Raw genomic sequence first — 25256 nt, 5'->3', positions numbered from 1 at the left:
CCCTCAGAGGATATTACTATTGAATTTCCCCCCTTAATTACCTTGTTTATTGCACGTTCCTCTAGTTGAACTGGGGAACTCATGCAGTCAGCAATTCCATCAAGATTCTGAGGATTGCGAGGATTTGCAGCAAAATTAGATGCTTCTATCGGGAATCCCTTGTTGATCAAATCATTCTCTGGGCCCGCGTTTAATGCGCTGCTCGCAAATATCAAAACCAAATAGATCCTTAGAAGTGTCTTCATCTTTCTTTATTACCCTGACGGAGTTCTTCCTCGAGACGCTACAGGGGAAGAGAAATATTTTTGAAAGGGCAATTAGAAATGGGTGAATTTAAAATTTAATGTGATTATCCGCAATGATGCCAGTTGCCTTAGATTCTTTGTTTATCTGGTCGGAAGACCGATGACCGAAGACCGAAGTGACCTCAATTATAAATTTGAACAAATTCTAGATTGCTTTTCCCTCTTTACTGGTAGAAAAGCGGATATACATAAAATTTAAAATGGGAAAACAGATGCAAATAGTTATCGGTTGCTAGTTGCTTGTTTTTCAATGCTAATGATCAATGTTCAGATTCAGTGGGCAATTATCAAGTTGACGACTAGTGGGATTTACAATTGTCGCAATGTCTCCTTTTGCTAAACACTGGTGCACGCTTCGGTAAAAAACCCGAATTCACAAAACATGACGAAAGTCAGACCCAGCACTGAGACCTGGCAGGCAAAGGGGCTGTCATTGGGCCTAATTTTACTTTTTCAAATAAGTGCAAATTTCATCTTAGGTATATATGAATTCTCAATCATTAACACACACATTCCACATCCCAGTTATGGGATTAGGATATACTGTAGACACTCCGATCAAAGTGGCCAAATATGGCATTTCAAGTGTGATCTCCATTATGGATGATCATCTGCTCGAAGACATGCGAAAAATCTACTCGAAGAAATTTGTGCGTGAATTCATTCCTATCTCAGACACTGAAGAGGATTATCGGGCAAAGCGAATCACTGCCTACCTGGATTTGACTCAGTCTCTCGTGGAAGAGCAATTCAATAAATTAATCAATGCCGACTGGCAAACCAATACCGAATTCAGAAAGTACTTGGACCTTTTGCCTCAAAATACTATGCTATTAGACTTGCTGGCAAAGATGGTAACAGCTTCGGATTCTGAGAAATTTCAACTCAAAGAAGAATTGAAATCCAAGCTGAGCATAGGCGCTGTCGACGTGAATATCATGACGAAGGTGGACAAGATAAACATCGATAAAGCAGGCAATGAATTACCACGAGAATACTCAGATGCCTTGTCTGCATTGAGAGGTTTTGCCAAGAGCAAAGCCAATGGATCGGTAGTATTTTCTGCAGGAATGAACCCGGCTCTGTACGGATATGCAGAGCAATTTTCAGAATTTTACCCAAATCAATTCGGAGAGATTTCGAAAGGAATCATCCTAAAAGTAAGTGACTATAGATCTGCTTTGATCCAAGGGAAATTCTTGGCAAAGAAGGGACTTTGGGTTTCCGAATTCAGAATAGAATCTGGTCTGAACTGTGGCGGCCATGCATTTGCAACGGATGGCTTTCTGATCGGACCGATTTTGGAAGAGTTCAAAAACAACAGAAATGAGCTGTTTCAAACACTTTTTGACACTTGTCAAAGTGCCTTGGAAGGCAAGGAAATATTCAAACTTTCAAACTCACCAACTTTCAAGATCACCTACCAAGGTGGAATAGGAACGGCAAGCGAGGATAGCTTTCTACGCGAGTACTATGAACTCGACGGAACTGGTTGGGGAAGTCCTTTTCTTCTAGTGCCCGAAGCAACCTCTGTGGATGGCGACACTTTAGACCGACTCTTCCAAGCAAAAAAATCTGACTTCTACCTGAGCCATGCCTCTCCACTCGGAGTACCTTTTAACAATCTCCGAACTTCCTCAGGCGAGGAACAGCGAGTAGTAAGAATTGAGAAGAACAGAGCTGGAAGTCCTTGCTACAAGAAGTTTCTGATGAATAATACCGAGTTCACAGACAAGCCGATTTGCACAGCTTCCAGACAATATCAAGACCTTAAAGCAAAGCAATTCGAGGCTGGAGAAATAGAAGCGGAAGAAATGGAAAAAGTAGAAGCTAAAGACTGCCTTTGCGAAGGACTGAGCGCTCCCGCAATTTTGGCAGCAGGTGAAACTCCGCGACGTAATCTCAATGCAGTTACCATTTGTCCTGGACCGAATCTGGCTTACTTCAAAGGTACTTTTTCACTCAAAGAAATGGCAGATCATATCTATGGCAAGCTTTCGCTAAAAGTGGATATAGACAGACCGCATGTTTTTGTGAAGGAATTGCAACTATATGTGACTTACTTGAAAAAGGAATTTGACACCAAAGTCACTGAGAAAGTAGCCAAGAAGGAAGCTTACTTGGAAAAATTCAGAATTAACCTGATTCAAGGAGTAGAATACTACCAAGAGTTGATAGATAAAGTAGAGGTAGATTCCAGTGCAATCCTTGAAAAAATGGCAGATCAGTTCGCTAAAATCAAATGCGAAATCGAACAGTTAAGTAAGCCTGTAGAAGCTAGCATGACCTAAGAGACGATCTATGTTATAATTGTAACCCAAGTAACTAAAAAGCGCTGAAAGCTACTCCAACCACCTATCGGCTAACTTGCGATCTCGTAAGGGAAATGCTTTCAGCTCACTTTTTAGAACCAAAAGGTTTAAGATAAAAATCAAAGCCCGCAGCCAAGTGCTATCTGTGAGCATTGCGTATTTGGATAGCCTAGGAAGCATTCTCCAATCTCCCAAAAGCGCATCTTTCATGGCTTTGAAGCTTTTATAACCTTTAAAAGAAGTTACAATCGCCAATACTTTTAATGCGCTTATTGTGGCAAGCTGATTTCTTGCCTCCTGCAATTGACGCATATCATCGACTGTGATTTCCCCATTGATCACATAGCTTATCAACCCTTTTTCCTGAGAATAATTAACCTCCATATTTCTATTAACCTCAGGTGGAATAAAGTGTTTAGGTAGCGATTTGGGTATCCTACCTTCCCTTTTCTTATTCCGCTTTGAGAATCGTAGCCGGATTTGCCTTCACTATTTTCAAAATCTGAGATCCAACCGTCCCTGCGACGACAAGCAATAGAATCAAAAGACCTAAGCCTATTGGAATCAAACCTACCCCTGAGTGGAAAGCAAAGAAGGTATTTAGAAAAGCTGAAACAAGAACTATCGATATTCCTCCACCAAGCACCGAAGCAACTCCCCAAATAATCAAATATCTCTTCGCCAACTTCATGGACAGATCTCCCGCATCGGCGCCAAACACTTTTCTCACGCAGAAATCTTTGATACGGGAATTCATATTCAAAGACACCAATCCAAAGAGTCCGAGAGCCGCCAGAACCACTGCTAGTATCGCAGAAAACAACAGAATATTACTTACTCCGTTCACGTCACTGAATTCACGGTCAAATACTTCAGTTTGTAATTTTCCCTCAAATAGTCCTCTGGGAATAGCTTCATGCCAGATTTTCTTCACTGACTCCATAGAAGAATAAGCTGTTCCAGAAGTCATTTTCAGCGTGAGGTAGTTGAACGTAGTATCTGGAGAAGCCCGGATCACCATAGGATCAATAAAACTTTGGAAGAATATGGTATGAAAATCCTCCACCACACCTACCACGTCATAGCTTGCACTATCTAAGATAATTTTTTCAGTTAGGGGAAAAATCAGTCCTAGTTCATCTAAGAAAGTCTGATTTACGAGAACTGATTCCTGCGTATCAGAGATCAGTTCTGTGTTGAACATTCTGCCTTGCTTCAGTTTCAAATCCAATAATTCAGGATAATTAGCCTCTGCATTCAAAAGGCTGATTTCATACTTTTCCTCATGAAAAACAAGCTCTTCTTCACGTATCCAATTCCCCACATAATCTTGACTTCCACTGACTTCGATCACAGAAGCCAGTGCTGACAATTTGTTTTTAAGCGGCAAGTAGTCCTGAGAACTTGGAACATTTACAATAATCTTATCTGAGCTATCATATCCCCAATCGCGATTTGCATTGATGTGATTGGTCTGCACAAAAGCAACTCCCGCTACAATACTGATGATAGCAAGCGTAAACTGGAAAGTTAGCAAAACACTAGTAAAGACACTTTTGCTCCCCATTTGCTGATTCCCTTTCAGGATATTGATTGGCTTAAATGAGGTGATATAAATCGCTGGGTACAGTCCAGAAACTAACGTAATAAATAGCAGCATAGCACCTAAAAACATCCAGACTAAATGATCATTTAGCAGATCAATTTTGATGTTTTTCGAGGCTATTTCATTGAAGCCTGGAAGGAAAATAAAAGCGGCTAATAAGAGTCCCAATACGATAGCCATGAAGCAGACCATGAGATTTTCACTGAGAAACTGAGCGATCAGTTGCCCCTTATTGCTACCAATCACCTTACGAACACCTATTTCTTTGAGACGTCTGGAAGCCATCAAAATAGAAATATTGATGTAATTGAACACTGCCAAAATCAAAATAAAAATCCCGATTGCTGATAGTAAAATCTGGGGTGCAACTGCCAAGAAACTAACCACACCTCTTTCTACATTCTCAGAATTCTTCACCAAGTCGTTGAAAGATTCAAGCTGAAGACTCAGGTATGGATTTTCAGGATTGATCTTATTCTGAGCACTTACAATTTCTGCAAGTCCCGTGGATAAACTACCAGCATCCACATCTTTTTCCAGCTGAATGAATGTCCATAATTCTGACGCCCAGGCATCCTTTAGAGGTAGAGCATGATTTTCATTTGAATGAGTTGACATGTTCACTAGCAAGTCAAAGTTGAACATTTCCATATCATTGAATGACTTGAAAACCCCTCCCACTTTGTAGAGCTTTTCTTCCCCATTAGTAATCAGCGCGATGTCCTGTCCAATAGGATGGGTATTACCAAAGAGCTTTGTAGAAAGCTCCTCAGTCAAAATAACCTGTTCCGGTTCATTCAATGCGCCGGGGTAACCATAAAGCATGGAATAGGTAAACATCTCCATATAACCTGGATCCACATATTGAGCGCGTTGGAAATAGCTCTCATTTTTGTGAATAAGAACAGGGAAATCAGTCAGAATTCGCGTTTGAGCTTTGATATTCGGCAATTCATCGCTAATCAATTCCGAAATCGGCTCGGCTACAGTGCCATAGGTAGTCTTTCCGTTTTCACCTTCGGCCGTATAAGTAATCTGGTAAATCTCATCTTTATTCTCCTGATGCATGCCTTTGAACCAAACTTGCTCAATAAATAGATAAGCCACCAAGCAGCAACCCACAGCAGCTGCTAACCCAAAGATTGAGATGAAGGTCGTTCCTTTTTGCTTGACAAGATTTCTCCAGCCAATTTTCATATAGTTCTTAAACATAGCTCCTTGGTTATAGGTCTGATAAGAAGGTTTTGATCGTCTGATATTGCCCCATCTGAAAAAACTGAGTACATGGATGAGAAATCGGAATCTTGCGTAGCGTATGCCTCGCTCCTCCAAATTCATATAAAAAAGCTCATATGCATCTCCCTGTATCTGCTCCAATCGACTGGGACTGCAGTAGAATTCCAGAAACCGATCTGGCCATTTGGGTGGATGATGCTTGAGTTTAGTGTCCATGAGAAAAATCTAAAGCCAAGGGAGGAAGTTGGTCGAAGAGTTTATTTCTGACATTCTTGACTTCTTCTATAGCAGCTCTGCCCGTAGCCGATATTGAGAACAAGCGCTTTCGTCTACCTCCTCTTTCTTCAGTCGCACCTCCCATGTAGGATTTCAAAAAGCCCTTTTCTTCCAGTCGGTTCAAAACAGTATGAATCGCTGAGATATTGACTTTTCTGCCGGTTTGGTTTTTTATCTCTTCCAGTATAGCGACTCCGTAAGCCTCCTGATCCAAGATCCCCACAGTCAGTAGAATCAACTCTTCCAATTCACCTAAATTATAGCCCTTCATAAACGTCTTCTATTATATTTACAAAAGTAAATGTAATAGATTACTTTCATATTTGTAGATGATATGTGAATAAAAATATTGCACGCAATTTTTACTTAGATCTCAAACCTGAATTGAGTCATCAGAAAACATGGTGGGTAGGAGTATTTCGCTCCTTCAGAGCTTGTACAATTGAATAATCTTTTTCAACCCAGCCCTATCGGACTGGGCTAGGGTATTTTGGGCTTTCAGCCCTTTTCCTTTATAAAAAGCTTAAATATTTTCTTCAAGGAAGATCCGAAGGATTGAAACAATTCATAACCCTCGGCAAAGCCGGGGGCAGAGAAAATATTAGTAAAATCAAGCCCCGAAGGGGTGCAACCATTAAGTCCTACTCAACCATTCGTTTTACTTGAACGATAACAATACTAATTATTTTACGCTATCTGCATAATCCTCCGTGTCCACCGCGGTTAAAAATTTTCAAAAGAACTACTTTTCCTGAGTTAGAATCTGCTTCTCTTCATCCAAAACTACTTTCAAATCGGCATAACTCAGCTCCTGAACTGGAATCCCTTGATCAATTGCCAAGGAAGCTGCAGCAGCGGCTGACTGTCCCAAAATCATAAAAACAGGTTCCATTCGGATCGAGCCAAAAGCTGTATGTGAACTGGAAACGCACACAGGAACAATCAGATTAGTGCATTCTTCTTTCTTTGGCACTAGCGTACCGTAGGAAATTGAATAGGGATTCTCTGGGTGAACCCCGATATCACCTTCATTCTGCACAAAACCTTCTGCAGTCACAAATCGCTGCGCATTATGTGAATCCAAGGAATATGAACCCATTCCAACTGGCTCAGGAACAGTTTTGGCACCAAGCACATCGTGCTCAGTCATCACATAAGCTCCGATCATTCGTCTGGCTTCACGCACATAGATTTGATGTGGCCAATTGCCATTGTCTGTAAACTCATCCTTCGCCAATCCCCATTGCGCCATTTCTTCACGAACTTCAGCCGGCACTTTAGGATCATTTGCTAAATAGTACATCAAACCTTTTTGATAGTCAATATGCTCTTGAAGGATATCCTTTCTCTCTTCATAGCTTGCTTCTGGGTATGCATAGTTCTTTCCTATGTAATCCGTCGAGAAAGGTCCGTGATTATTTGTATCAGTTTTGAGATTTGGAATAGGATCATATTTCTCAAAAGTATCATCCCGTCCAGCTGCATAGACCCGAGCAAGAAGTTCATAGCGAGCGGGGTCGTAGTTCTCTGGCTTCGCAAAAGGCACACGATTATCAGGATGGCGACTTAGTGCCATTCTGTAATTGTAAGCCTGCAGTCTCTTATCTCCTTCCCCATTCTCTCCAGGAGGATTAGTCGATATCTCAGGAAGCAATCCGCTAGCAGGATCATCAGCGATCACATAAGGGCTAATATTCACATTGAAATAATGCTTGTGCTGAAAGACACCCACTTGCACTCCGTTCCACTTTTCACCGTAGGTCGCATTCGATTCCCTTCCCACATGATAGCTTACTCCAGCGGCAGCCAGCAGATCTCCTTCATAAGTCGCATCTATAAATACTTTTCCAGAATAGGTTTTGCCTGATAGCGTTTTGATCTGAGTGATTTTGCCATTCTCTTTGGTTACACCGGATTCTCTATCCAACCATTCATTTCGGTGAATTTCCAACTCATTTTCTTTGGAAAAACCCTCAAAAACCTGCTCCGCCACATGGGGTTCAAAAATCCACATGGTTCTATTCTCCCCATCCATCGCTGGAGTGCCTTGACCCTTATTTCCATACTCATCCTTTTTCTGCCATTTCCAAGCCGAGTCCGTCTGGTAATGCATATATACGCGATGATAAAACTCACGAGCCAAACCTCCAATCACAGACTTATTCCCTGTATCGGTATAGCCCAAACCACCGGAAGACAATCCTCCTAAATGGGTATCCGGAGAAACGATAATGACTGTTTTACCCATTTTCTTTGCCTGCACAGCCGCTGTAATAGCCGCTGAAGTTCCGCCGTAAATAATCAGATCTGCTTCGTAGTCAGAAGCATTTTTTTGGGGTTGGCAAGAGAATAATAACAGTAGGACAACTAGGCTGGATAAAAATTTCATAGTGAATAACTTATTTCGGGTGAGTGAATTTTGACAGTACGGATGTTCGCCTCTCAAAATAATGTATTTTATCTAGGTCTGCTAACACAATCCAATTCAGAAGTCTAGTCAGATCATTTCACCAATTGGTAATCCATCCCTGCTCTTGTTTCAAATTCAACTTCCTTGGCATCATTACCAGTATTTTCTCCCAATTGAGTTCCGCTAGCATCCAAGATTTTCATCCCCGCTGGAAGTAGCACTTTACAGTCCAGACCTTTTAAGGAATGAATATTCGCAGCAGCTATTCTGCCTTTTGCCCAACTGAAATCAACAACAAATGCGCCTCTAGCGTGCATTCCTTTTACTGATCCCTTCTGCCAGCTTTCACTGCTAGGAAGAGCTGGAATCAATCGGATGACTTCATCTTGACCATGGCTTTGAAATAGCATTTCTACAATACCTGCGGTGCCACCAAAATTCCCATCAATTTGAAATGGAGGATGCGCACAAAATAAATTGGAATAGGTTCCCCCATCTCCCCAAACGATTTTAGAACCGTCTCCACCAATTGGCTGAAGTAATTTTTTCAACAGCAATAAGGCATGATCACCGTCACCTAGTCTTGCCCAAAAATTAATCTTCCAAGCTCTACTCCAACCTGTAGCATCGTCTCCTCTATCCTTGAGTGTCTCTGTCACCGCAGATGTCAAGTCAGGTGTTGCCCATGGCGTGATTTCATCATAAGGATGTAGGCCGTACAAGTGAGAAATATGTCTGTGATGCGGATCAGTCTCCTTCCAGTCATGTAGCCATTCGTTTAGATCTCCAGCTGCCCCGATCTTATTTGGAGCCAATCTCGCTCTTTTCTCTGCCAGTATAGCTGTGAAGTCCTGATCAATCCCTAAAATCTCAGCTGCCTCAATAGTATTTCCAAAAAGCTCCCTACCTATCTGCATGTCCATCGTCGGCCCCATAGCGGTATGCCCACGGTAACCATCCGGTTTGATATAAGAATTCTCGGGTGAGTTGGATGGTGCTGTCACCAAATAATGGTTCTCAGGCTCCTCAATGAGTATAGATGATAAAAACTCAGATGCTCCTTTCAACACTGGATAATAGGCCTTCAGGAAAGCTGTGTCCTGAGTAAATCGAAAATGCTCCCACAAATGCTCTGTCATCCAGGATCCCCCAGACATTGTAGATCCCCAACCCGCACCTTCACCTGGAGAGGTATAATACCAAGGATTACTAATCACATGAGCCACCCAACCAGGAGCATCATAATATGCTTTTGCTGTCTTCTCACCACTCTCCACCAAATTGGCAGTAAATCGATGCATAGGCTCAGCTAAATCTCCTAAGCCTAAGGGTTCGGCCAACCAGTAATTCATTTGAATATTGATATCCAAATGATAATCTCCATTCCAAGGAGCCTGATATTCTGGCGCCCAGATCCCTTGCAAATTTGCTGGTAACTGCCCCGGCTGTGAAGAGGAGATCAGGAGATATTTCCCATAGTTATAATAGAGCACCGGAAGCTGCGCATCCTCATTTCCTTCCGCATATCGCTGTAGTCGCTCGGGAGTAGAAAGTTTAGAAACTCCTTTGTCTTGACTTGTCAATTGAAAGCTATTCCTATTAAAGTATTCCTGATAGGATTGAATATGGTTTGCTCTGGCTGTAGCGATTTTAAAGTCAGAAATCGTTTTGGAAACCTCCTTTACTGGATCTCCTATAGGCTCAGCAGGTGAATCAATGTTATAATCCGTCGTAGCGGCAATAATCAAATAGCAAACATCGGCCCCATCTACTTCTAGCTGCTTCCCCGTATTCTTGATAGTCCCTCCTTCTTGAACCACCTTGAGCATAGCCGCATATTTCATCCCAGCAAGATCTTTATTTGGCAATTGCCCAGTCATAAGTAAAATATCATCTCCGGCTGAAGAAAAAGCTACGTTTTCCTTTCTATCCAATCCAATAGCAAAACTCAATTGTGCTGCCTTGGATGCAGAAAGTTTGATGACCATTACATCATCAGCAATACTGGAAAAGGCTTCCTGTGTAAAAGTGACACCGTTTCTCTTCCATGTGGTAGTAGCAATAGCATCCTGCAAATCCAATACTCTGGAGTAATTCTCATATCCTTGAAGTGTATCCGCCCAGCTGATCAATAGATCTCCAAGTGTCTGATAACTTCCATAGTGCTCATTGGCTCCGATGCCTTCTCCCGAACCCACTCCTTTACTGACAAAATGCTCTTGAAGTAAAGCCTCGGCCTCCTTATTATTCCCATTTAACAGAAGCGTTTGAATCTTACTTAAGTACTGATGCGCGTTTTCTCGATCTGCATCCTGTACCCCTCCTGACCAAAGTGTTTTCTCGTTTAGAATAATTCTGTCTTGATTTGGGTTCCCAAATATCATCCCCCCCAAATGCCCATTGCCAATGGGTAATGATTCCAGATGGTTGACTGCTGGCTTTTTGAAATACAAGGATTTATCTGTCGATTGTGCCTGACTAAACTGACATCCTAGAATACTGAAAAGAACTAAAAAACAGGACTTTTGAAAAAAACTACTTATCATAATACTACTGAGTTGTTACTAATTATAATCATACTACATACTGATCTATTTCTTTAGACCTTTAATGCTGGTCTTGAATTTAATCTACTATAGTCGAGATATCGAAGATTTCCTCATAATCTTTATGAGAGAAAAGCTAAACCCAAAGGTTCACCGAATCTCTCTGAGAGTTATTCAGAGAAAAGACAAGGTCTGATATTGCCTTCTTTTTTGCTTGCAATACGTCTGTAATTGCCGTTGAAGTTCCTATGTAGCTAAGCAAATCAGCCTCATAGTCAGATGTGTTTTTGGATTGTCAAGAAAAGAATAATACAAGGGCAACAAGTCTGGACAAATATTTACTCGTGAATAACTTATCTTGGGAGTAAGGATTTTGACATTTCCTGAATTCAACTTTCTGAATACTATGATTTATTCAAGCCTATAATAAAACTTCTAACACATGCCCCTTCATACCATTCTCGGTGCCAATGGCAATATTGCCAAAATCGTTTCTGCAGAGCTATCTAAGTCAGACGTACTAGTTCGCCAGTTCAGTCGCAAACCTCAAAAAGTGAATGAAACTGATGAACTATTCTCTGGAGATTTGTTGGATGCAGCCGCCTTGTCCGAGGCCGTAAAAGGATCTGAAGTTGTTTATTTATTGGCTGGCATACAGTATAAGTCCTCAACCTGGAAGCGAGACTGGCCAAAGATCATGAAGAACACATTAGGTGCCTGCATCGCCCATGGAGCCAACTTGGTTTTCTTTGACAACATGTATGCTTGTGATCCTACCCATATCGGGCATCTCACCGAGGAGACTCCTTTGAAGCCAGAAAGTCGAAAAGGGAAAGTGAGAAAACAGATTTTGGATATGCTTTGGGTAAATGTGAAAACTGGTAAGCTCAAAGCTTTGGTCGCTCGTGCACCTGACTTCTACGGTCCTGAAGCCAGCAATTCTTTTTTAAACGAATTGGTAATTAAGCGAATGAAATCAGGAAAAGGTGCACAATGGCTCTATTCAGGAGACAAAAAGCATTCATTCATTTACATTCCTGATGCTGGGAAAGCTACAGCATTTCTGGCGCTACAAGATGATGCATGGAATCAAACTTGGAATCTCCCTACTGATTCTTCTTACCCTACGGGAAAAGAAATCGTAGAAATGGTCAATAATCAACTTAACACTAAGCTCAAAATACAAGTCATGCCCGCCTGGCTGGTAAGTACCTTAGGTATTTTCATGTCTGTGATGAAAGAAATCGTTGAGCTTCGCTATCAGTCGGATTCTGACTATTGCTTTGACTCTTCCAAGATCCAAAAAGAATATGGGCTCAAGCCTACTTTGATGAAGGAAGGGCTGAGCGTTTGTCTGAAAAGCTGAGCTTATTATAGACTGGTACTACTTGGGTATTTATTTCCGAAAGGAGATTTCTGTTGAAAGGAATGAAGACACATCATATGACTTCCTGTTTTTTCCAAATCATAGCATTTAGAAAGTCACTTGCTCGATTTTCAGAGTCGTAGATTACAAACTAATTTTCAGCTAGAAACCACAACTAAAAGATTTTAATCTATACCCGAATCAACTCATGTACACGGTCACGGAGCGTCGGGACCACTTCCTCCTCAAACCAAGGATTTCTGCGTTGCCACATGCGATTGCGCGGAGAAGGATGAACTAAAGGAATATACACTGGCGAATACTCTTCAAAAGCCATGACGGTCTCTGTAAGTGTCCTCTTTCTAGTCGCTCCCAAATAGTACTTCTGGGCATATTGCCCAATCAACAGGGTCAACTGAACCACAGGCATCTGAGCTCTCATTCTCTCATGCCAAGTAGGAGCGCACTCTGGCCTTGGCGGCATATCTCCCCCTTTTCCCCTACCCGGATAGCAAAAACCCATAGGCATAATCCCAAAAATCTCCGGCTCGTAAAACACATCTCTATCTACTCCTAACCATCGTCTCAATTCATCCCCGCTTGGGTCATTCCATGGAATACCTGTTTTGTGAACCTTAGTTCCGGGAGCTTGACCTATCACCAGAATCTTACTTGTAGGACGTATAGAAAATACTGGACGGGGGCCTAGCGGCAGGAATGATTCACATAATCGACAAGCCTTCGCTTCAGTTATTAATTTCTCAAAACTATCCATCAGCCGACATTTTAGTGATTTAATACTCTTTTCGAACGAAAAAAAGAAGGAAATAAAAATCAGAATCTTATTTATACTGAAATTATGGTAAATTAATAAGCTATTCTCCTGAACTACAATCCATTAATTTAAACATGTTGGTGTTAATTTTAGTTAAATCCACCTAACCCCTCCAGTTCGTACATAGTAAAATATCTTTCAACCACTCATTCCCAAATGCCATGAAAAATACTTACTTACTTTTCACCCTCCTTATTTTTATCTGTGTGGGATGCTTTTCTTCCAAAGATTATGTCACCGACTACGACTACAATTACCAAGCTTCTTTCAAAAAGTATAAAACCTTTGCCTTCGTAGTTCCTACTGAAAAGGACACAAGCATGATATCTCCAGTATTGAGCGCTACTATAGGTGCTAGATTAGGTTCTCAAGGATTCAGAGAACAAGATAATAAGCCAGACTTATTGGTGAGTTATAAAATCTTCATGGATTCTATTCGCTATCGTGGGTATGTACAGCCGGAGTTTGACTATTGGCTGAAGCGCGTAGGAACGGTACCTGAGAAAGAAAGTGGCGAACTAGATAAGGAGCAGGAAAAAGACGAGACTTATAATCAAGTAAGATATACTCAAAACCAAGGAATGCTCGTGATCTACGTGATAGATAGTAAAAGAGGAAATACAATTTGGCAAGGATACACTGCTGCTAACTTTGATTCAGATTCTCCAAACTTTCAATCTGACGTCACTCGGGCTGCCTATAGGGTTATGAATGAATTTAAAGTCATCAACCGACTCATGGAATGATGTCTACTTGTTTCTGAGTAATATATTAATCAACCTGTGTAGGTATTCCACAGTTTTTCTAAGAAGTCCCAAATAGATATTGGGACTTCTTTTTTTTGTACAAAATGCATCCATTGGCTCAAAATGCGTGTTTCGAACTCATTTTAAGCAGAATAATATCGGTTTTCAGTTGTGGCAATAGCTTTGAAATAGTAGATGGAAAGACAAAGAAATCAACTATGAAAAAATCACTTATTGTAACCGGACTACTGAGTGCTACTATAATGGTATCATGTGTGTCGAAAAAAAAATACACTGAATTAGAAGGCAATCTTTACAGCACTCAATCCCAACTTGCCGCTACTGAGCAAGAGAAAGCTGAGCTCGAGGAGAAAATGCAGATCATCGAGAATAGAGTTGCAGAATACAATTCTAGAATCAACTCACTTCGCGATACCAATGATGCATTGACCATGCAGAATGACGGAATGCTAAGTATAGAAGGCGCCACGGTAATGTCCAAAAACTCTAAGGAGAAAATGAAGCAAACCTTAGCGAATGTGGATCCAACTTTATTGGCTCAAGCGCAGACGTTGGAAGATTCAGTAAATCTTGCCGTTGAATACAACCTTAAGAAAAATATTACTTCTACAACTGAAGCAGGACAAGAAGATGAAATCAATATCAGTATAGACCAGACAGTCGTAATGATTTCGGTTTCTGATGCATTACTTTTTAATACAGGTAGCTACAGAATAAATTCAAAAGCTGATCCTTTACTACAGAAGCTTGCAGAGCTGATCAATGCTGAACCAAGTCTTCAAGTAATGGTGGAAGGACATACAGATCCAAGAACAATCTCAACAGGAGTAGTTCAGGATAACTGGGATCTTTCTGTGAAAAGAGCAACAAGTATTATCAGAAAGCTTCAAGAGCAATATAACGTGGCACCAGAGAAAATGATTGCTGCAGGTAGAGCGAGTTATATGCCACTTGTGGACAATGACACTCCTGAAAACATGGCTATCAACAGAAGAACAAGAATCGTTTTGATCCCAGATTTGGACATGTTCTTCGCGATGCTATAAGCAAATAACAACCAACTATTTTAACCACCACAACCGAAAAGCAGGCTCCAGAGCCTGCTTTTTTTATGTTTTTACCGCAGTGGACACAGAGTTTTTCGCAGAGAACGCTAAACTATGTCCTGCTACTCCAGAAGCTGGACTATATTTTTTCTCACATTTTCGGAACAATCACGACTCGTTCCGCAGGAACGATTAAATGAATTGCGACTTCCTAGCTACAAACCAATTGCCCCCATGGGGCAAGTTTTCAGCGTAAATTCAACCTTCCGTAGGAAGGTCTGGTCTGTAGAAAATGTATAAATAGTTAGTGCTTTTCGTTCCGTAGGAACGACTGGTGGATTCAGACAAGAAATCTTCTAATCCTGCTTTGCCTTGAATCTAGCTTCTTGAATCTAATGTCTAACGTCTTAATTTTCCTATCTACTCCAACACCTCCAACGTACCCAACGCATGCTGCATCAATACTTCTTGGAAGAACAAGGTGTAAATAGCCTGAGCTTGATCAGCCTGAGCGCTAACCAGTTGCTGATTGGATGTAGCCAAGTCAACGAAATTGGAAATCCCTAGACGGAAACGCTCGCTGATTGCATTTTGTGCTTCTTTAGCTGCCATTACCTGTATGCCTGTGTTTCCCTCCTTTTTCACTGCGGCCATATAGTTTAGATAAGCCAGTTTCACGTCTTGGTAGATTTTTCTGTTGACCGATTCCTTTTGCAAAATCTGATTTTTATAGGCCACTCTACTTCTACTTACATCCAGTCTGTTTTGAAAATTATTGAAAATTGGAATTGCTAAACTAAGTCCAAGTGTGTTTTGAGGGTAAACCTTCCACAGTTGATCCTGTAGATTTCTATCATCCAAAGAAGTAAAGAAGGTATTGTAATTGTAAAAAGCTCCAATTCTCGGGTAATACATGGCTTTAATCGCTTGCATATCCTTCTTGTAAGATGTCTCGAGAAGTTGCTGCTGAGTGCCATCAGCTCGGTTCGCCTGTGCTATGTCATACAACTCCGGCATGCTCATTCCTTCAAATCTTGATTCATCAGACCTAGGATCTACAGCCTCCAAAACGGGCACTACTCCTGCTTCCAGTTGCAAATACTCTGACAAATCCCAGATATCATTTTGGTATTGCAGCTCTGCATCTACGAGCACTGATTCCAATCTAGCGACTTCAGATTGCTGGTTGTATTTATCCGACATGGTTCTCAAACCCGCTTCCAAAAAACCTTCGATTTGCCGTAATAACTCTTGCTGATTCTCCAGGTTCTCCTTAGAAATTCTAACTATCTCCTGATCCAAAAGCACTTGGAGATATCTCCTGGCCACATCAAACATCACTTGCTGTGCTGCTCTATCCAAACCTTTGCCTCCTGCTTCGTATGCCAACTTTGATGACTGAGTATCCAAAATTCTCCTGCCAGCATTGAAAATAGGCATACTCATATTTAGCCCTGCATTGACAACCTCATTGGTCACATTAGTCACGACTATTTCTCCTTCTATTTGCTGAAACTGCTGTCCGGACTGCTGAGAAAACGAGGTGTTGATATTTGCATTTGGCAGATGAGAAAGAAGAGCTGATTGCTTCTGCAGCTTTAGCACTTCCATAGTGTTCGCCTGAATTTGGTAAGCGACATTGGATGCCAAAGCCAAATCCACCGCTTGACGAAAGTTAATTCTCACCGTATCCTGAGCCTGAACAGCACCTGTTAACAGCAATGTCCCGATAGCTATCGGGATAAATAGGGTTATAAACTTTTTATACATGTATAATCGCTTCATCTTTTTCTATTTTTCCATCCAGCATATCGATTAATCGAGTGCCGTAATCCGCATTTTCCCGTGCATGGGTAGCTTGAATAATTGTAGTTCCTTCGCGGTGCAATTCCTGAAAAATTTCCATGATTTCCTTAGCCTGACCAGAGTGCAAATTCCCAGTAGGCTCATCTGCTAGAAGTACGCGCGGCTTACCCGCTACAGCCCTTGCTATACCTACCAACTGCTGCTGCCCCCCAGAAAGTTGAGCTGGAAAAAGATCTTTTTTCGCAACCATATTAAATCGATCAAGAAGATCAGCAATAATGCTTTTACGCTCATTGGAAGATACTTTTCTATACAAAAGTGGGGTTTCGATATTCTCGTATACCGTCAACTCATCGATCAAATGGTAAGCTTGGAAAATGTATCCAAACTCACTTTTGTGAAGTGCCGAACGCTCCCGATCTTTCATTGATTTAATGCTTCTGTCACCAAAGAGGTAATTTCCATCATACTCCTCATCCAGTAAACCAAGGATGTTTAGGAGAGTAGACTTTCCTGCGCCGCTTGGCCCCATGAGCGTGATGAATTCCCCTTCATTAATCGTAAGATCTATTCCTTTGAGGATAAATACACGCTGAAATCGTGATTCAATGTATTTATCCAGGTTTTTTAATTCTATCATTTTAAATTGAAATATTTGAAAATTGAAAAATTGGAATACTATCCATTTCTAATTATTCATTCTAAATTTTAAATTCTATTCACTCTTCAATGTCTTCGCTGGATTCAGTCTGAACACTTTCCAACTTCTATATCCTATAGTCAAACCTGCTAATAATAAGACCAGCATAACTGCTAAAATATAAGGCATAGGCGAGAATTCAACTTTATTAGCAAAGGACTGAAGCCAAGTATCAGAGAACCAAAGTCCGAATCCAATGGCCAAAACAGAAGCTACTAAGAGCAACTTGAAGAAATCCGAAGCAAGTACAGACACTACATCTTTTTGCGTAGCTCCAAGTACTTTCCGAATACTGATTTCACGGGTTCTGCGAAGCGCGACGTAGGACACCAATCCAAATAACCCCATGCAGGCTATTAAGACGGCTATGCCTGAAAACAGCGTAAAGATCACCCCCACTCGCTCTTCAGAGCGATAAAGCTGAGCATATTCCTGATCTATAAATCTGTAATTAAATGGTCGCTCTGGCACAAACTTTTTCCATACTTCTTCCAAAGAAGCAAGTGTAGCACTAGGGTTTCCAGAAGGTATTTTTACTAACATCACGTTAGCATTTCCCTGGTCTCTAAATATCCCAAGCGGGCCAATATCCTCGTGCATGGAGTTGAAATAGAAATCGCCTACCACTGCTTTAATTCTCGCATCCGAGAAACCGAAATTCACAATTTTTCCTATCGCCTCTTCTGGTTCCCAGCCCATTTCCTTGATTGCTGACTCATTCAAAATGATAGGGATTATGGCTTTACTTTCATTGGCCTCAGCTCTGGAAATATCATTTTCATTGAGATCAGTACCCGCAAGAATTGCTAGGTTTAATGTTTTTACAATGTCTTCATCTGTAGAATATCCCGTGATCATAAACTCACGCTGATTGTCACCACCTGGAAAAATCTTATATCCTGCCTGGATATGTATAGGCATATCTCCGGCCAGCGATATAGAACTTGCCGCGCCGCTTCTAAGCATTTCAGACTTCATGGTCTCAGCCACATTTCGCATGCTGTAGTGATAAGTCAACGCAACTACCTGCTCACGGTCGTATCCCAAGCTTACATTTTGCATGTGATCCAGTTGATTTTTCACAATAAAAGTAGCGATCAGCAAACCTATGGAAACAAAGAACTGGAAAACTACCAAGGATTTTCTCACCCATGCGCCCCCACCCATTTTCGTCTTATTTGCCAATGCTTTGATAGGCTCCATTCCTGACAAAATCAAGGAAGGATACATACCGGCAAGCAAACCTACAATCGCAATCAGACCCACCATAAAACCAATACCGATGGGGTTCATCAAAGAATTAGTACTTAATGGTACGCCACCGATCTGTGAGAATTTAGGTAAAATCAAATACAGACACAGCACACTCAACACAGTAGCGCCAAACGTGAGTAACATGGATTCTGATACGAATTGACCAAATAACTGTCCTCGACCAGCACCCATTGCTTTGCGAAGCCCTACTTCCTTATTGCGCTCGGTGGCTTCTGCCGTAGCCAAATTCACATAATTGATGATACCAATTGCGATAAGCAACAAAGCTACTATGCCGAAAATATATAGGTATCGAATGTCCGTTCCAGGCTTGATACTGCTGAGGGATTGATCACCCAAATGTATGTTACTGACAGGTTGCAAGTGAAAAGAGGTCTTATAACCATATTCAGCTAGCTCCTTTCCAAGGTACTTTTCCTTGATCTGCTCCACTTTTGACTCAAAAGCACTCACATCCGTCCCTGCCTTAAGTTTCACATAAGTATAGTAGTTGCTAGGTGACCATTCAGGATTTTTTCCATGTCTATGAGACTTGAATGATGCCAAAAAGTCAAATTCCATATGACTATTGCTCGGGAAATCTTCCATCACCCCTGACACAGTAAAATCCGTTCCTTCCACTTTCAGTATTTTCCCCGATGCTGATCCGGCATCACCGAAATAGCGTTCCGCAGTACTTCTGGTTAGTACGATTTGATTTGGCTCCGCCAAAACATGAGCAGGACTACCCGACAAAAGCTCAAAATCAAAGACTTTGAAATAGTTTTCATCTGCATATGCAAAGGATTTCTCCTCTTGATTTCCCTCACCAGCATCGATAAGTACAGAAGAGAAAATACTAATATCAAAAACCAACGTCCCAGTCTCCACTTCTGGAATTTCCTCGATCAGCGTAGGGATCAAACTGGATGGTGTGGAAGCGACTAACTGACTTTCGCCCTGAGAAACAAATTCCTGATTGAATTTGTAAATCCTATCGTAATCAGCATACATTTTATCGTAGCTCCACTCATGCTGTATATACAGGCAAATCGCCAAAAAACTCACAATAGCTATCGTCAACCCAATCAGGTTGATGCCAGTGTACAACTTGCGCTTGCGCAAATTTCGAAAGGATATTTTAAGGTAGTTTTTCCACATGAGCAAAAGATTGAAATATTAGAAAATTGAAAAATTTCGGATCGACTTAATCTTTATCTCTAATCTCCATTCTCAATTCTTCTTTAGTCATTTCCACTTTTATGCCATAAAAAAATGCCTCTGAATTAACTCCAGAGGCATTTTCACATATATATCAGGTTTGCTTTCTCGAACATTTTTGTTCGCCAGCGCACAAAATAAATAATCAATACTCAATTCTCAGTGATCAATATTCAAGTTTCAATAATCAGACTCTTATTTCTTGGATCTTGTTTCTTAACTCTTGATTCTAAAATCTTATGTCTTGATTCTTACGTCTTGCTACTTAAATCTTGATACTAGAACTTACGATACTTCCCTTTAAGGAATTTGTTCGCTTTCTTCTCAGCAAACTTGGCTTTTTTGCTATCCCAGTGTAGCGTCTCGTTAGGGAATCTACCGGCGATCACGCCAAGCAAGATAGTTTCTGTCAATCTAGAAGCGTAAGAGAAAGGAGCTGTTGTTTCACCTTTGCCTAGACAGGCATCTACAAACTGGTGGTAATGCTTGTTACTTTCAGCTGCATAATCCTTCACAGGTTTGCCTAAGTTGAATGATTCGATGTCCATTTCCACGTATTTTCCATCCACGATTTTGCGTGGTAACTGCTGGAAGTGTGGCAACAATAATCTGCCTTTTTCACCCATAAACATTGCTCCTTGATCTGGCAACTTATCACCATTTGGAAGCATCAAATCTTCATGCGCTTCTGGAGCTCCGATGCCATCATACCATACCCATTTCAATGATTCAGCAGTCTGCTTTGTGCCTGGAAATTCATAGGTCACTACATTGTTTGCAGGAAATCCAAAGCCCGTAGGCTCACGACACTCGTTGATGATCGTACGAGGAACGTCAAGTTCCAAAGCATTGTATGGCGTGTCAAAAATATGCACTCCCATATCTCCTAGGGTACCACAACCGTAATCCATCACTTTTCTCCAGTTACCTGGGTGGTAAAAACCTTCTTTGTAAGGACGCTCAGGCGCAGTTCCTTGCCATAAATTCCAGTCTAGCGTAGCAGGAACCGGATCAGATCCAGCTGGTTCAGGCCCATCATAACCCCAGTCTTTTGGAGACCAAGCACGAACAGTATGAACTTTACCGATGATTCCAGATTGAATAAGCAGGGTAGCTAATTTGTAATCATAGAAAGAGTGAACCTGGATACCCATCTGAGTTACCAAATTCTTTTTCGCAGCCAATTGGCTCATTTCTCTAGCTTCACTCACATGGTGAGTCAAAGGCTTCTGGCAATAAACTGGCTTGTTCATTTCCATAGCCATGATCGATGCTGGTGCATGCGTATGATCTGGTGTAGAAACTACCACAGCATCAATTTGATCGCCCATTTCTTTGAGCAATTCTCTATAATCAGCATAGACTTTAGCATTTGGATGAAGTGCTTTAGCTTTCGCCAAATTTACACTATCCACGTCACAAAGCGCTGTAACGTCTACAGATGCATGAGAGGAAATCGCGTCCAAATCAGCCATTCCCATACCGCCAAGACCGATATGTGCTGTTCTTAGGCGTTCGCCAGCCTTCAATCTAGCTAAAAGAGAAGGAGCCAAAGCAGCACCTAAAATTCCTAAACCACTCTTTTTGACAAAGTCTCTACGATCAATACTTTCTATTTTCTTACTCATTTTTTATTGAAGTTATTACTTGGTTGCTGTTAATTCTTTGATGCTGATATTCTTAAAACGGACGACATCACCATGACCCAAGAAGCCAATGTGCCCAGAACTACGCTGTAATCCTGGATGATCCTTGTGATCTAATGTACCGTTTTTACTTGCTTCTAGGTAGTCTCCATCCACGATAGTCTCGCCATTTAGAATGATTTTGATGTGCGGATGGTTGACGATCACTTCCTGAGTATTCCACTCGCCCACAGGCTTCAGAAACCCACGCTTTGCAGGAATCACGCCATAAACTGAACCGTGATACTGATACTCCTGTAAGTCTGCAAATTTATCCGCCGTGTTATCTAAGATTTGAAGCTCTTTACCTACATAGGCCGCATCACCTTCCAGTGGAGCATGGATACCTAGACCATTGTTGGCTCCAGGAGTCAATTGAAACTCAAATCGAAGAGCAAAGTCTCCATATTCCTTTTCAGTGAAGAGATTTCCTCCACCAGTTCCTTTTGGGTCAATGACGATCATCCCGTCCTCAGCTCTATAGGAAGTCTTATTACCTACCCAGCCGTCTAGGTTTTCACCATTGAAAAGTGCTACGAAGCCTTTACCGGCATTACTTTTTTGAGAACCGCATGAGGATAAGCCCATTGAAAAAGCAAAAAGTACTAAAAGAAAAACAGAATTTGATTTGGACATAAGACAATACTTAAAACGTTTGATGTGGTTAATTCTTAAAACTGGACTGCAATTTAACGTTTCATGTCAATTTTGGGATAAAAAACTTAATTAAAAATTTTATTTACTTCTAGGGTTATTTATTGATTTTTTCGGAAAAGATAGAAACGATTTATTGGTAAGGGCGAATAATTATTCGCCCTTACATTCCTCGATTCGTGAAGACACAAACCGAATTACAAATTGGTGAATAATTAATCAGCAGTAGATCAATACAGATTCTGATTAGTTCGACCCATTCTGGGTCGAGGGGTCACTTGGGTACTCTTTTACAATGGGTTGCACCCATGGCTATTCATAAGTTTGATCCTTTCAGGATCTCTAAGCGTTCGACTTTAGATTTTAAATCTTTAACTCCCCTCGTTTTGGCGAACTGGCAACTCATCACTTGACATTCCCGTGGCCAAAACCCAAAAACTTTGCCTTATCAATTTACCCCCCGGTTGAAACCGGGGGCTATAACATAATCCGCACCGACGGTGCTCGTTACTTTAAAAAATTTGTTTCAAAACATTGCGCCATGGCGCCGCCGCGAGAGAATTGCATATTCAAAACCTTCGGGGTTCAAACAAAACCCCAAAGGTTAATCATTTCCATTGCGCCTTTGAGCCTCCCGATAGCTATCGGGAGCGGGAGCTATTCTGATGCTATTGATTTTTTAAACGTTGCGCCGTTGCGCCGCCGCGAGAATCCTCCCCTACTCGCTCTTCAGCACCTTAGCCGGATTTGTTTGCGAAGCGACATAGGAATGAATACCCACGATCAGCAAGCAAATCGCCATCACTCCCAAACCGGCTGCTGCAAATATTAAATAAGGCATTTCCACTCGGGTATTGAATCCATTGAGCCAGTCATTGAGGAAGTAGTACGCTGGAAATACTGCGATCAGGAATGAAACTCCCACCAAAATCATGTACTCTCTAGAGATCAAAAATAGGATCTGCTGTAAGGTTGCTCCCAAGACTTTTCTAATGCTGATCTCTTTAGTTCGCTGAGCAATGGTGAAACTGGAAAGTCCAAATAATCCCAAACAGGAAATCAAAATCGCCAACCCACAAGCAAAGCCCAGCACGTTTTTAATTTTCACGTCTTCCCGATAAAACTTGTCAATTTGGGCATCCAGAAAGTTAAAAGATGCCGTTTCATAAGGGTAAATGTCCAGATAAATCTGCTCCAATCGTTCCTTAGCTACTGCCAAATTTTGATCGGAATTAAGCTTCACATTCACCGACTGAAAATAGGTTGGGTTATAGGTAAATAGCAATGGACGAATTTTCTCCCGGAGCGTTCTTGAGTGAAAATCTGCAACCACTCCTATAATTCTTACCTGCTCTTGGCTATAGGAAACCTCCGTCCCAACCGCTTCCTCTATCGAAGAAAAGCCAGCTTCCTTCACAAATTGCTCGTTTACCAAGATCTCATCTGCTCTATCTATACCGTCTGAACCTGCCAATAGAGGGATGCCATTCACTTTTACAAAAGCGGAATCTACATTCATCACTTGTATATAAAGTTGCTTCTCCGTCGTGTCCACAGGCACCATGACATCTGAAGTCCAAAGGCTCGTGGTTGACACCAGACTACCACTCAGGCTGGCACTTTTCACCATTGCTTCTTGGTTGAAGCGATCCTGAAGTTGCAGCATTTTATCTGGATCTGACATGAAAGGCAGTGAAGCGAACATCACAGCTTCCTTATCAAAACCCAAAGGCTGGCTAGTCACGTAGTTGAGCTGATAGTTAAGCACCATTACTAAAATGATGAAAGCAATGGAAGAGGACAGTTGCATTACTGTAAGATTTTTTCGCAGAAATACGCCCACAGAGAATTTCCCAGTTCTGATCATTTCTCCTTTCAAAGCACGCTGAGGATCGTAATTGGAAAGAATCAGTGCTGGATAAATCCCTGAGATCATCGAGATCAACACAGGAAATCCTGCATAGAAAAGGATATTATAAGGAGAGAAATAATCAATAGTAAAATTCTTTGGCAAATAGGTAGCAAACAGCAATTTGATACCTTCTACAAATGCCATAGCTAGAATAGTGCTGAATATCACGATCAAAAATGTCTCTGCGAGAAACTGAGTGATCAATTGAAAACGGGTACCACCGATGGTTTTTCTGATTCCAACTTCCTTGGATCGACCAATAGCCTGAGCAGTTTCCAAGTTGACAAAATTCAATACTGCAAGCACCAGAATAATCAGTCCTATAAAAATCAGGCCCTTCAAGAATACTTTGGAAACGCTGGTACTACCATAGTTTGGTGTGAAATGCATTTCTGAAAGTGGTTCGGCGAAAAAGCTTGTATTATACTCCCCATTTTCTTCAGCCTCCATATTTTTCGCAATCAATGGCTTGAATGCTTCATCCACAGATTCAGGAGATACTCCTTGAGCGAGTTTGACAAAAAGCTGGCTACTAGAATTCACCGAAGTCCAATCGTGCAGACCAAACCACTCGATCTGCTCTTCTGTTCGGATAGTGCTGTAGGATATAAAGTCATTGAAGATAAAGTCCGTGTTATCTGTATATCCCGCCACTACTCCAGTCACTTTGGCATAGATAGAATCCGAATCCACAAACATCAATTCCTGCCCCAGCACGTCTGAAGCTTCTGAACCTGGGAAGTACTTATGTAAACTTTCTTCAGAGATCACCAGTGATTCAGGCTGAATCAAGGCCGTTTCCGGATTTCCGGCAAGCCATTTTCTAGGGAATATTTTAAAGAAACCAGGATCAGCAAAAGTGACTTCATTAGACCTACCAAACACCTTGTTGGTATTGGGCAAAGCCACCAAAGTCTCATACATAGTATAAAGCCTGCCTTTTCCTTCGATTCCTGAGATCTCATCCTGAATCACCTCACCTAGTGGTCCTGGAGTTCCAGAATTTGGAAAACTTCCACCATCTCCCCAATCCGTGAGGGTATTAATACGATAAATTCTCTCCTTATCCGGATGAAACTGATCAAAACTGTAAGAATGCGTCACCACATTGAATATTAAAAAGCATATCGCCACACCTATAGAAAGACCCAAAATATGAATAAACGAACGCATCTTATTTCTAAGGATGTTTCTCCAGGCGATTTTGAAGTAGTTTTTTAGCATTTTATTCAAATTGAAAAATTGAAATATTTTAAGTACTTGTCCGCCGTGGCGGATTGGAAGATAATTCTATCCGTCATTGCGACCGAGGGATGAGT

At 41.3% G+C, this 25256-nt stretch carries 16 protein-coding genes; 4 read left to right on the top strand and 12 right to left on the bottom strand.

The features are described 5' to 3' along the window. Window positions 1–790 precede the first annotated feature (790 nt). Entirely contained in the window at window positions 791–2596 is a 1806-nt protein-coding gene (locus BM291_RS04585) for a hypothetical protein (RefSeq protein WP_092895002.1), read from the top strand. 51 nt (window positions 2597–2647) lie between these two features. On the opposite strand, the gene BM291_RS04580 is transcribed toward BM291_RS04585, so the two are convergent. From BM291_RS04580 to BM291_RS04560, 5 genes are all read right to left on the bottom strand, one after another. Beyond that, window positions 2648–3001 carry a SpoIIAA family protein gene (locus BM291_RS04580; RefSeq protein ID WP_092895001.1) on the bottom strand — a complete coding sequence of 118 codons (354 nt, stop codon included), beginning with the start codon at window positions 2999–3001 and terminating at the stop codon, window positions 2648–2650. A 67-nt stretch (window positions 3002–3068) separates the two neighbouring features. Beyond that, window positions 3069–5675 (bottom strand): ABC transporter permease, encoded by a 2607-nt coding sequence (locus BM291_RS04575; protein WP_092895000.1) that lies wholly within the window; start codon window positions 5673–5675, stop codon window positions 3069–3071. Continuing rightward, window positions 5665–6006, bottom strand: a complete 342-nt coding sequence (locus tag BM291_RS04570) for a PadR family transcriptional regulator (protein WP_092894999.1) — start codon at window positions 6004–6006, stop codon at window positions 5665–5667. The genes BM291_RS04575 and BM291_RS04570 overlap by 11 nt, the downstream gene beginning before the upstream one ends. A 471-nt stretch (window positions 6007–6477) precedes the next feature. Further along, window positions 6478–8124, bottom strand: a complete 1647-nt coding sequence (locus BM291_RS04565) for an FAD-dependent oxidoreductase (protein ID WP_092894998.1) — start codon at window positions 8122–8124, stop codon at window positions 6478–6480. 113 nt (window positions 8125–8237) lie between these two features. Continuing rightward, window positions 8238–10691, bottom strand: a complete 2454-nt coding sequence (locus BM291_RS04560) for a glycoside hydrolase family 95 protein (protein ID WP_092894997.1) — start codon at window positions 10689–10691, stop codon at window positions 8238–8240. A 442-nt stretch (window positions 10692–11133) separates the two neighbouring features. Here BM291_RS04560 and BM291_RS04555 point away from each other — a divergent pair, with 442 nt between their 5' ends. After that, entirely contained in the window at window positions 11134–12057 is a 924-nt protein-coding gene (locus BM291_RS04555) for an NAD-dependent epimerase/dehydratase family protein (RefSeq protein WP_092894996.1), read from the top strand. A 190-nt stretch (window positions 12058–12247) separates the two neighbouring features. On the opposite strand, the gene BM291_RS04550 is transcribed toward BM291_RS04555, so the two are convergent. Further along, window positions 12248–12832 carry a uracil-DNA glycosylase family protein gene (locus BM291_RS04550; protein WP_092894995.1) on the bottom strand — a complete coding sequence of 195 codons (585 nt, stop codon included), beginning with the start codon at window positions 12830–12832 and terminating at the stop codon, window positions 12248–12250. A gap of 221 nt (window positions 12833–13053) precedes the next feature. On the opposite strand from BM291_RS04550, the gene BM291_RS04545 reads away from it, so the two are divergent. Together BM291_RS04545 and BM291_RS04540 are read left to right on the top strand one after the other, a co-directional pair. Then, a complete protein-coding gene (locus BM291_RS04545; protein WP_092894994.1) occupies window positions 13054–13638 on the top strand; it encodes a DUF4136 domain-containing protein in 585 nt (194 codons plus the stop codon). 218 nt (window positions 13639–13856) lie between these two features. Then, a complete protein-coding gene (locus BM291_RS04540) occupies window positions 13857–14705 on the top strand; it encodes an OmpA/MotB family protein (protein ID WP_092894993.1) in 849 nt (282 codons plus the stop codon). Between the two features lie 420 nt (window positions 14706–15125). On the opposite strand, the gene BM291_RS04535 is transcribed toward BM291_RS04540, so the two are convergent. The 6 genes from BM291_RS04535 to BM291_RS04510 form a co-directional block, all read right to left on the bottom strand. Then, window positions 15126–16490, bottom strand: a complete 1365-nt coding sequence (locus BM291_RS04535) for a TolC family protein (RefSeq protein WP_245786769.1) — start codon at window positions 16488–16490, stop codon at window positions 15126–15128. Beyond that, window positions 16468–17151, bottom strand: a complete 684-nt coding sequence (locus tag BM291_RS04530; RefSeq protein WP_092894991.1) for an ABC transporter ATP-binding protein — start codon at window positions 17149–17151, stop codon at window positions 16468–16470. Before BM291_RS04530 ends, BM291_RS04535 begins: the two co-directional genes overlap by 23 nt. A 75-nt stretch (window positions 17152–17226) precedes the next feature. Further along, window positions 17227–19626: an ABC transporter permease gene (locus BM291_RS04525; RefSeq protein WP_092894990.1), complete on the bottom strand. Its 2400-nt coding sequence runs from the start codon at window positions 19624–19626 to the stop codon at window positions 17227–17229. A gap of 338 nt (window positions 19627–19964) precedes the next feature. After that, window positions 19965–21314, bottom strand: a complete 1350-nt coding sequence (locus tag BM291_RS04520; RefSeq protein WP_092894989.1) for a Gfo/Idh/MocA family protein — start codon at window positions 21312–21314, stop codon at window positions 19965–19967. A 15-nt stretch (window positions 21315–21329) separates the two neighbouring features. Beyond that, complete coding sequence (locus BM291_RS04515) at window positions 21330–22007, bottom strand: 3-keto-disaccharide hydrolase (protein WP_092894988.1); 678 nt, start codon at window positions 22005–22007, stop codon at window positions 21330–21332. 736 nt (window positions 22008–22743) lie between these two features. After that, window positions 22744–25161: an ABC transporter permease gene (locus BM291_RS04510; RefSeq protein WP_092894987.1), complete on the bottom strand. Its 2418-nt coding sequence runs from the start codon at window positions 25159–25161 to the stop codon at window positions 22744–22746. Window positions 25162–25256: the final 95 nt, after the last annotated feature.

It is taken from the genome of Algoriphagus aquimarinus (assembly GCF_900112005.1).
Lineage (GTDB): Bacteria > Bacteroidota > Bacteroidia > Cytophagales > Cyclobacteriaceae > Algoriphagus > Algoriphagus aquimarinus.
Note: the sequence above shows the minus strand (reverse complement) of the source record. Positions and strands in the feature narration are given on the sequence as shown.

What these genes read in the sequence shown, in the direction of transcription:
- BM291_RS04560 (WP_092894997.1), bottom strand. Translation starts at nt 10,691, where the DNA reads ATGATAAGTAGTTTTTTTCAAAAGTCCTGTTTTTTAGTTCTTTTCAGT.
- BM291_RS04510 (WP_092894987.1), bottom strand. Translation starts at nt 25,161, where the DNA reads ATGCTAAAAAACTACTTCAAAATCGCCTGGAGAAACATCCTTAGAAAT.
- BM291_RS04550 (WP_092894995.1), bottom strand. Translation starts at nt 12,832, where the DNA reads ATGGATAGTTTTGAGAAATTAATAACTGAAGCGAAGGCTTGTCGATTA.
- BM291_RS04545 (WP_092894994.1), top strand. Translation starts at nt 13,054, where the DNA reads ATGAAAAATACTTACTTACTTTTCACCCTCCTTATTTTTATCTGTGTG.
- BM291_RS04530 (WP_092894991.1), bottom strand. Translation starts at nt 17,151, where the DNA reads ATGATAGAATTAAAAAACCTGGATAAATACATTGAATCACGATTTCAG.
- BM291_RS04585 (WP_092895002.1), top strand. Translation starts at nt 791, where the DNA reads ATGAATTCTCAATCATTAACACACACATTCCACATCCCAGTTATGGGA.
- BM291_RS04525 (WP_092894990.1), bottom strand. Translation starts at nt 19,626, where the DNA reads ATGTGGAAAAACTACCTTAAAATATCCTTTCGAAATTTGCGCAAGCGC.
- BM291_RS04565 (WP_092894998.1), bottom strand. Translation starts at nt 8,124, where the DNA reads ATGAAATTTTTATCCAGCCTAGTTGTCCTACTGTTATTATTCTCTTGC.
- BM291_RS04570 (WP_092894999.1), bottom strand. Translation starts at nt 6,006, where the DNA reads ATGAAGGGCTATAATTTAGGTGAATTGGAAGAGTTGATTCTACTGACT.
- BM291_RS04520 (WP_092894989.1), bottom strand. Translation starts at nt 21,314, where the DNA reads ATGAGTAAGAAAATAGAAAGTATTGATCGTAGAGACTTTGTCAAAAAG.
- BM291_RS04540 (WP_092894993.1), top strand. Translation starts at nt 13,857, where the DNA reads ATGAAAAAATCACTTATTGTAACCGGACTACTGAGTGCTACTATAATG.
- BM291_RS04535 (WP_245786769.1), bottom strand. Translation starts at nt 16,490, where the DNA reads ATGAAGCGATTATACATGTATAAAAAGTTTATAACCCTATTTATCCCG.
- BM291_RS04575 (WP_092895000.1), bottom strand. Translation starts at nt 5,675, where the DNA reads ATGGACACTAAACTCAAGCATCATCCACCCAAATGGCCAGATCGGTTT.
- BM291_RS04580 (WP_092895001.1), bottom strand. Translation starts at nt 3,001, where the DNA reads ATGGAGGTTAATTATTCTCAGGAAAAAGGGTTGATAAGCTATGTGATC.
- BM291_RS04555 (WP_092894996.1), top strand. Translation starts at nt 11,134, where the DNA reads ATGCCCCTTCATACCATTCTCGGTGCCAATGGCAATATTGCCAAAATC.
- BM291_RS04515 (WP_092894988.1), bottom strand. Translation starts at nt 22,007, where the DNA reads ATGTCCAAATCAAATTCTGTTTTTCTTTTAGTACTTTTTGCTTTTTCA.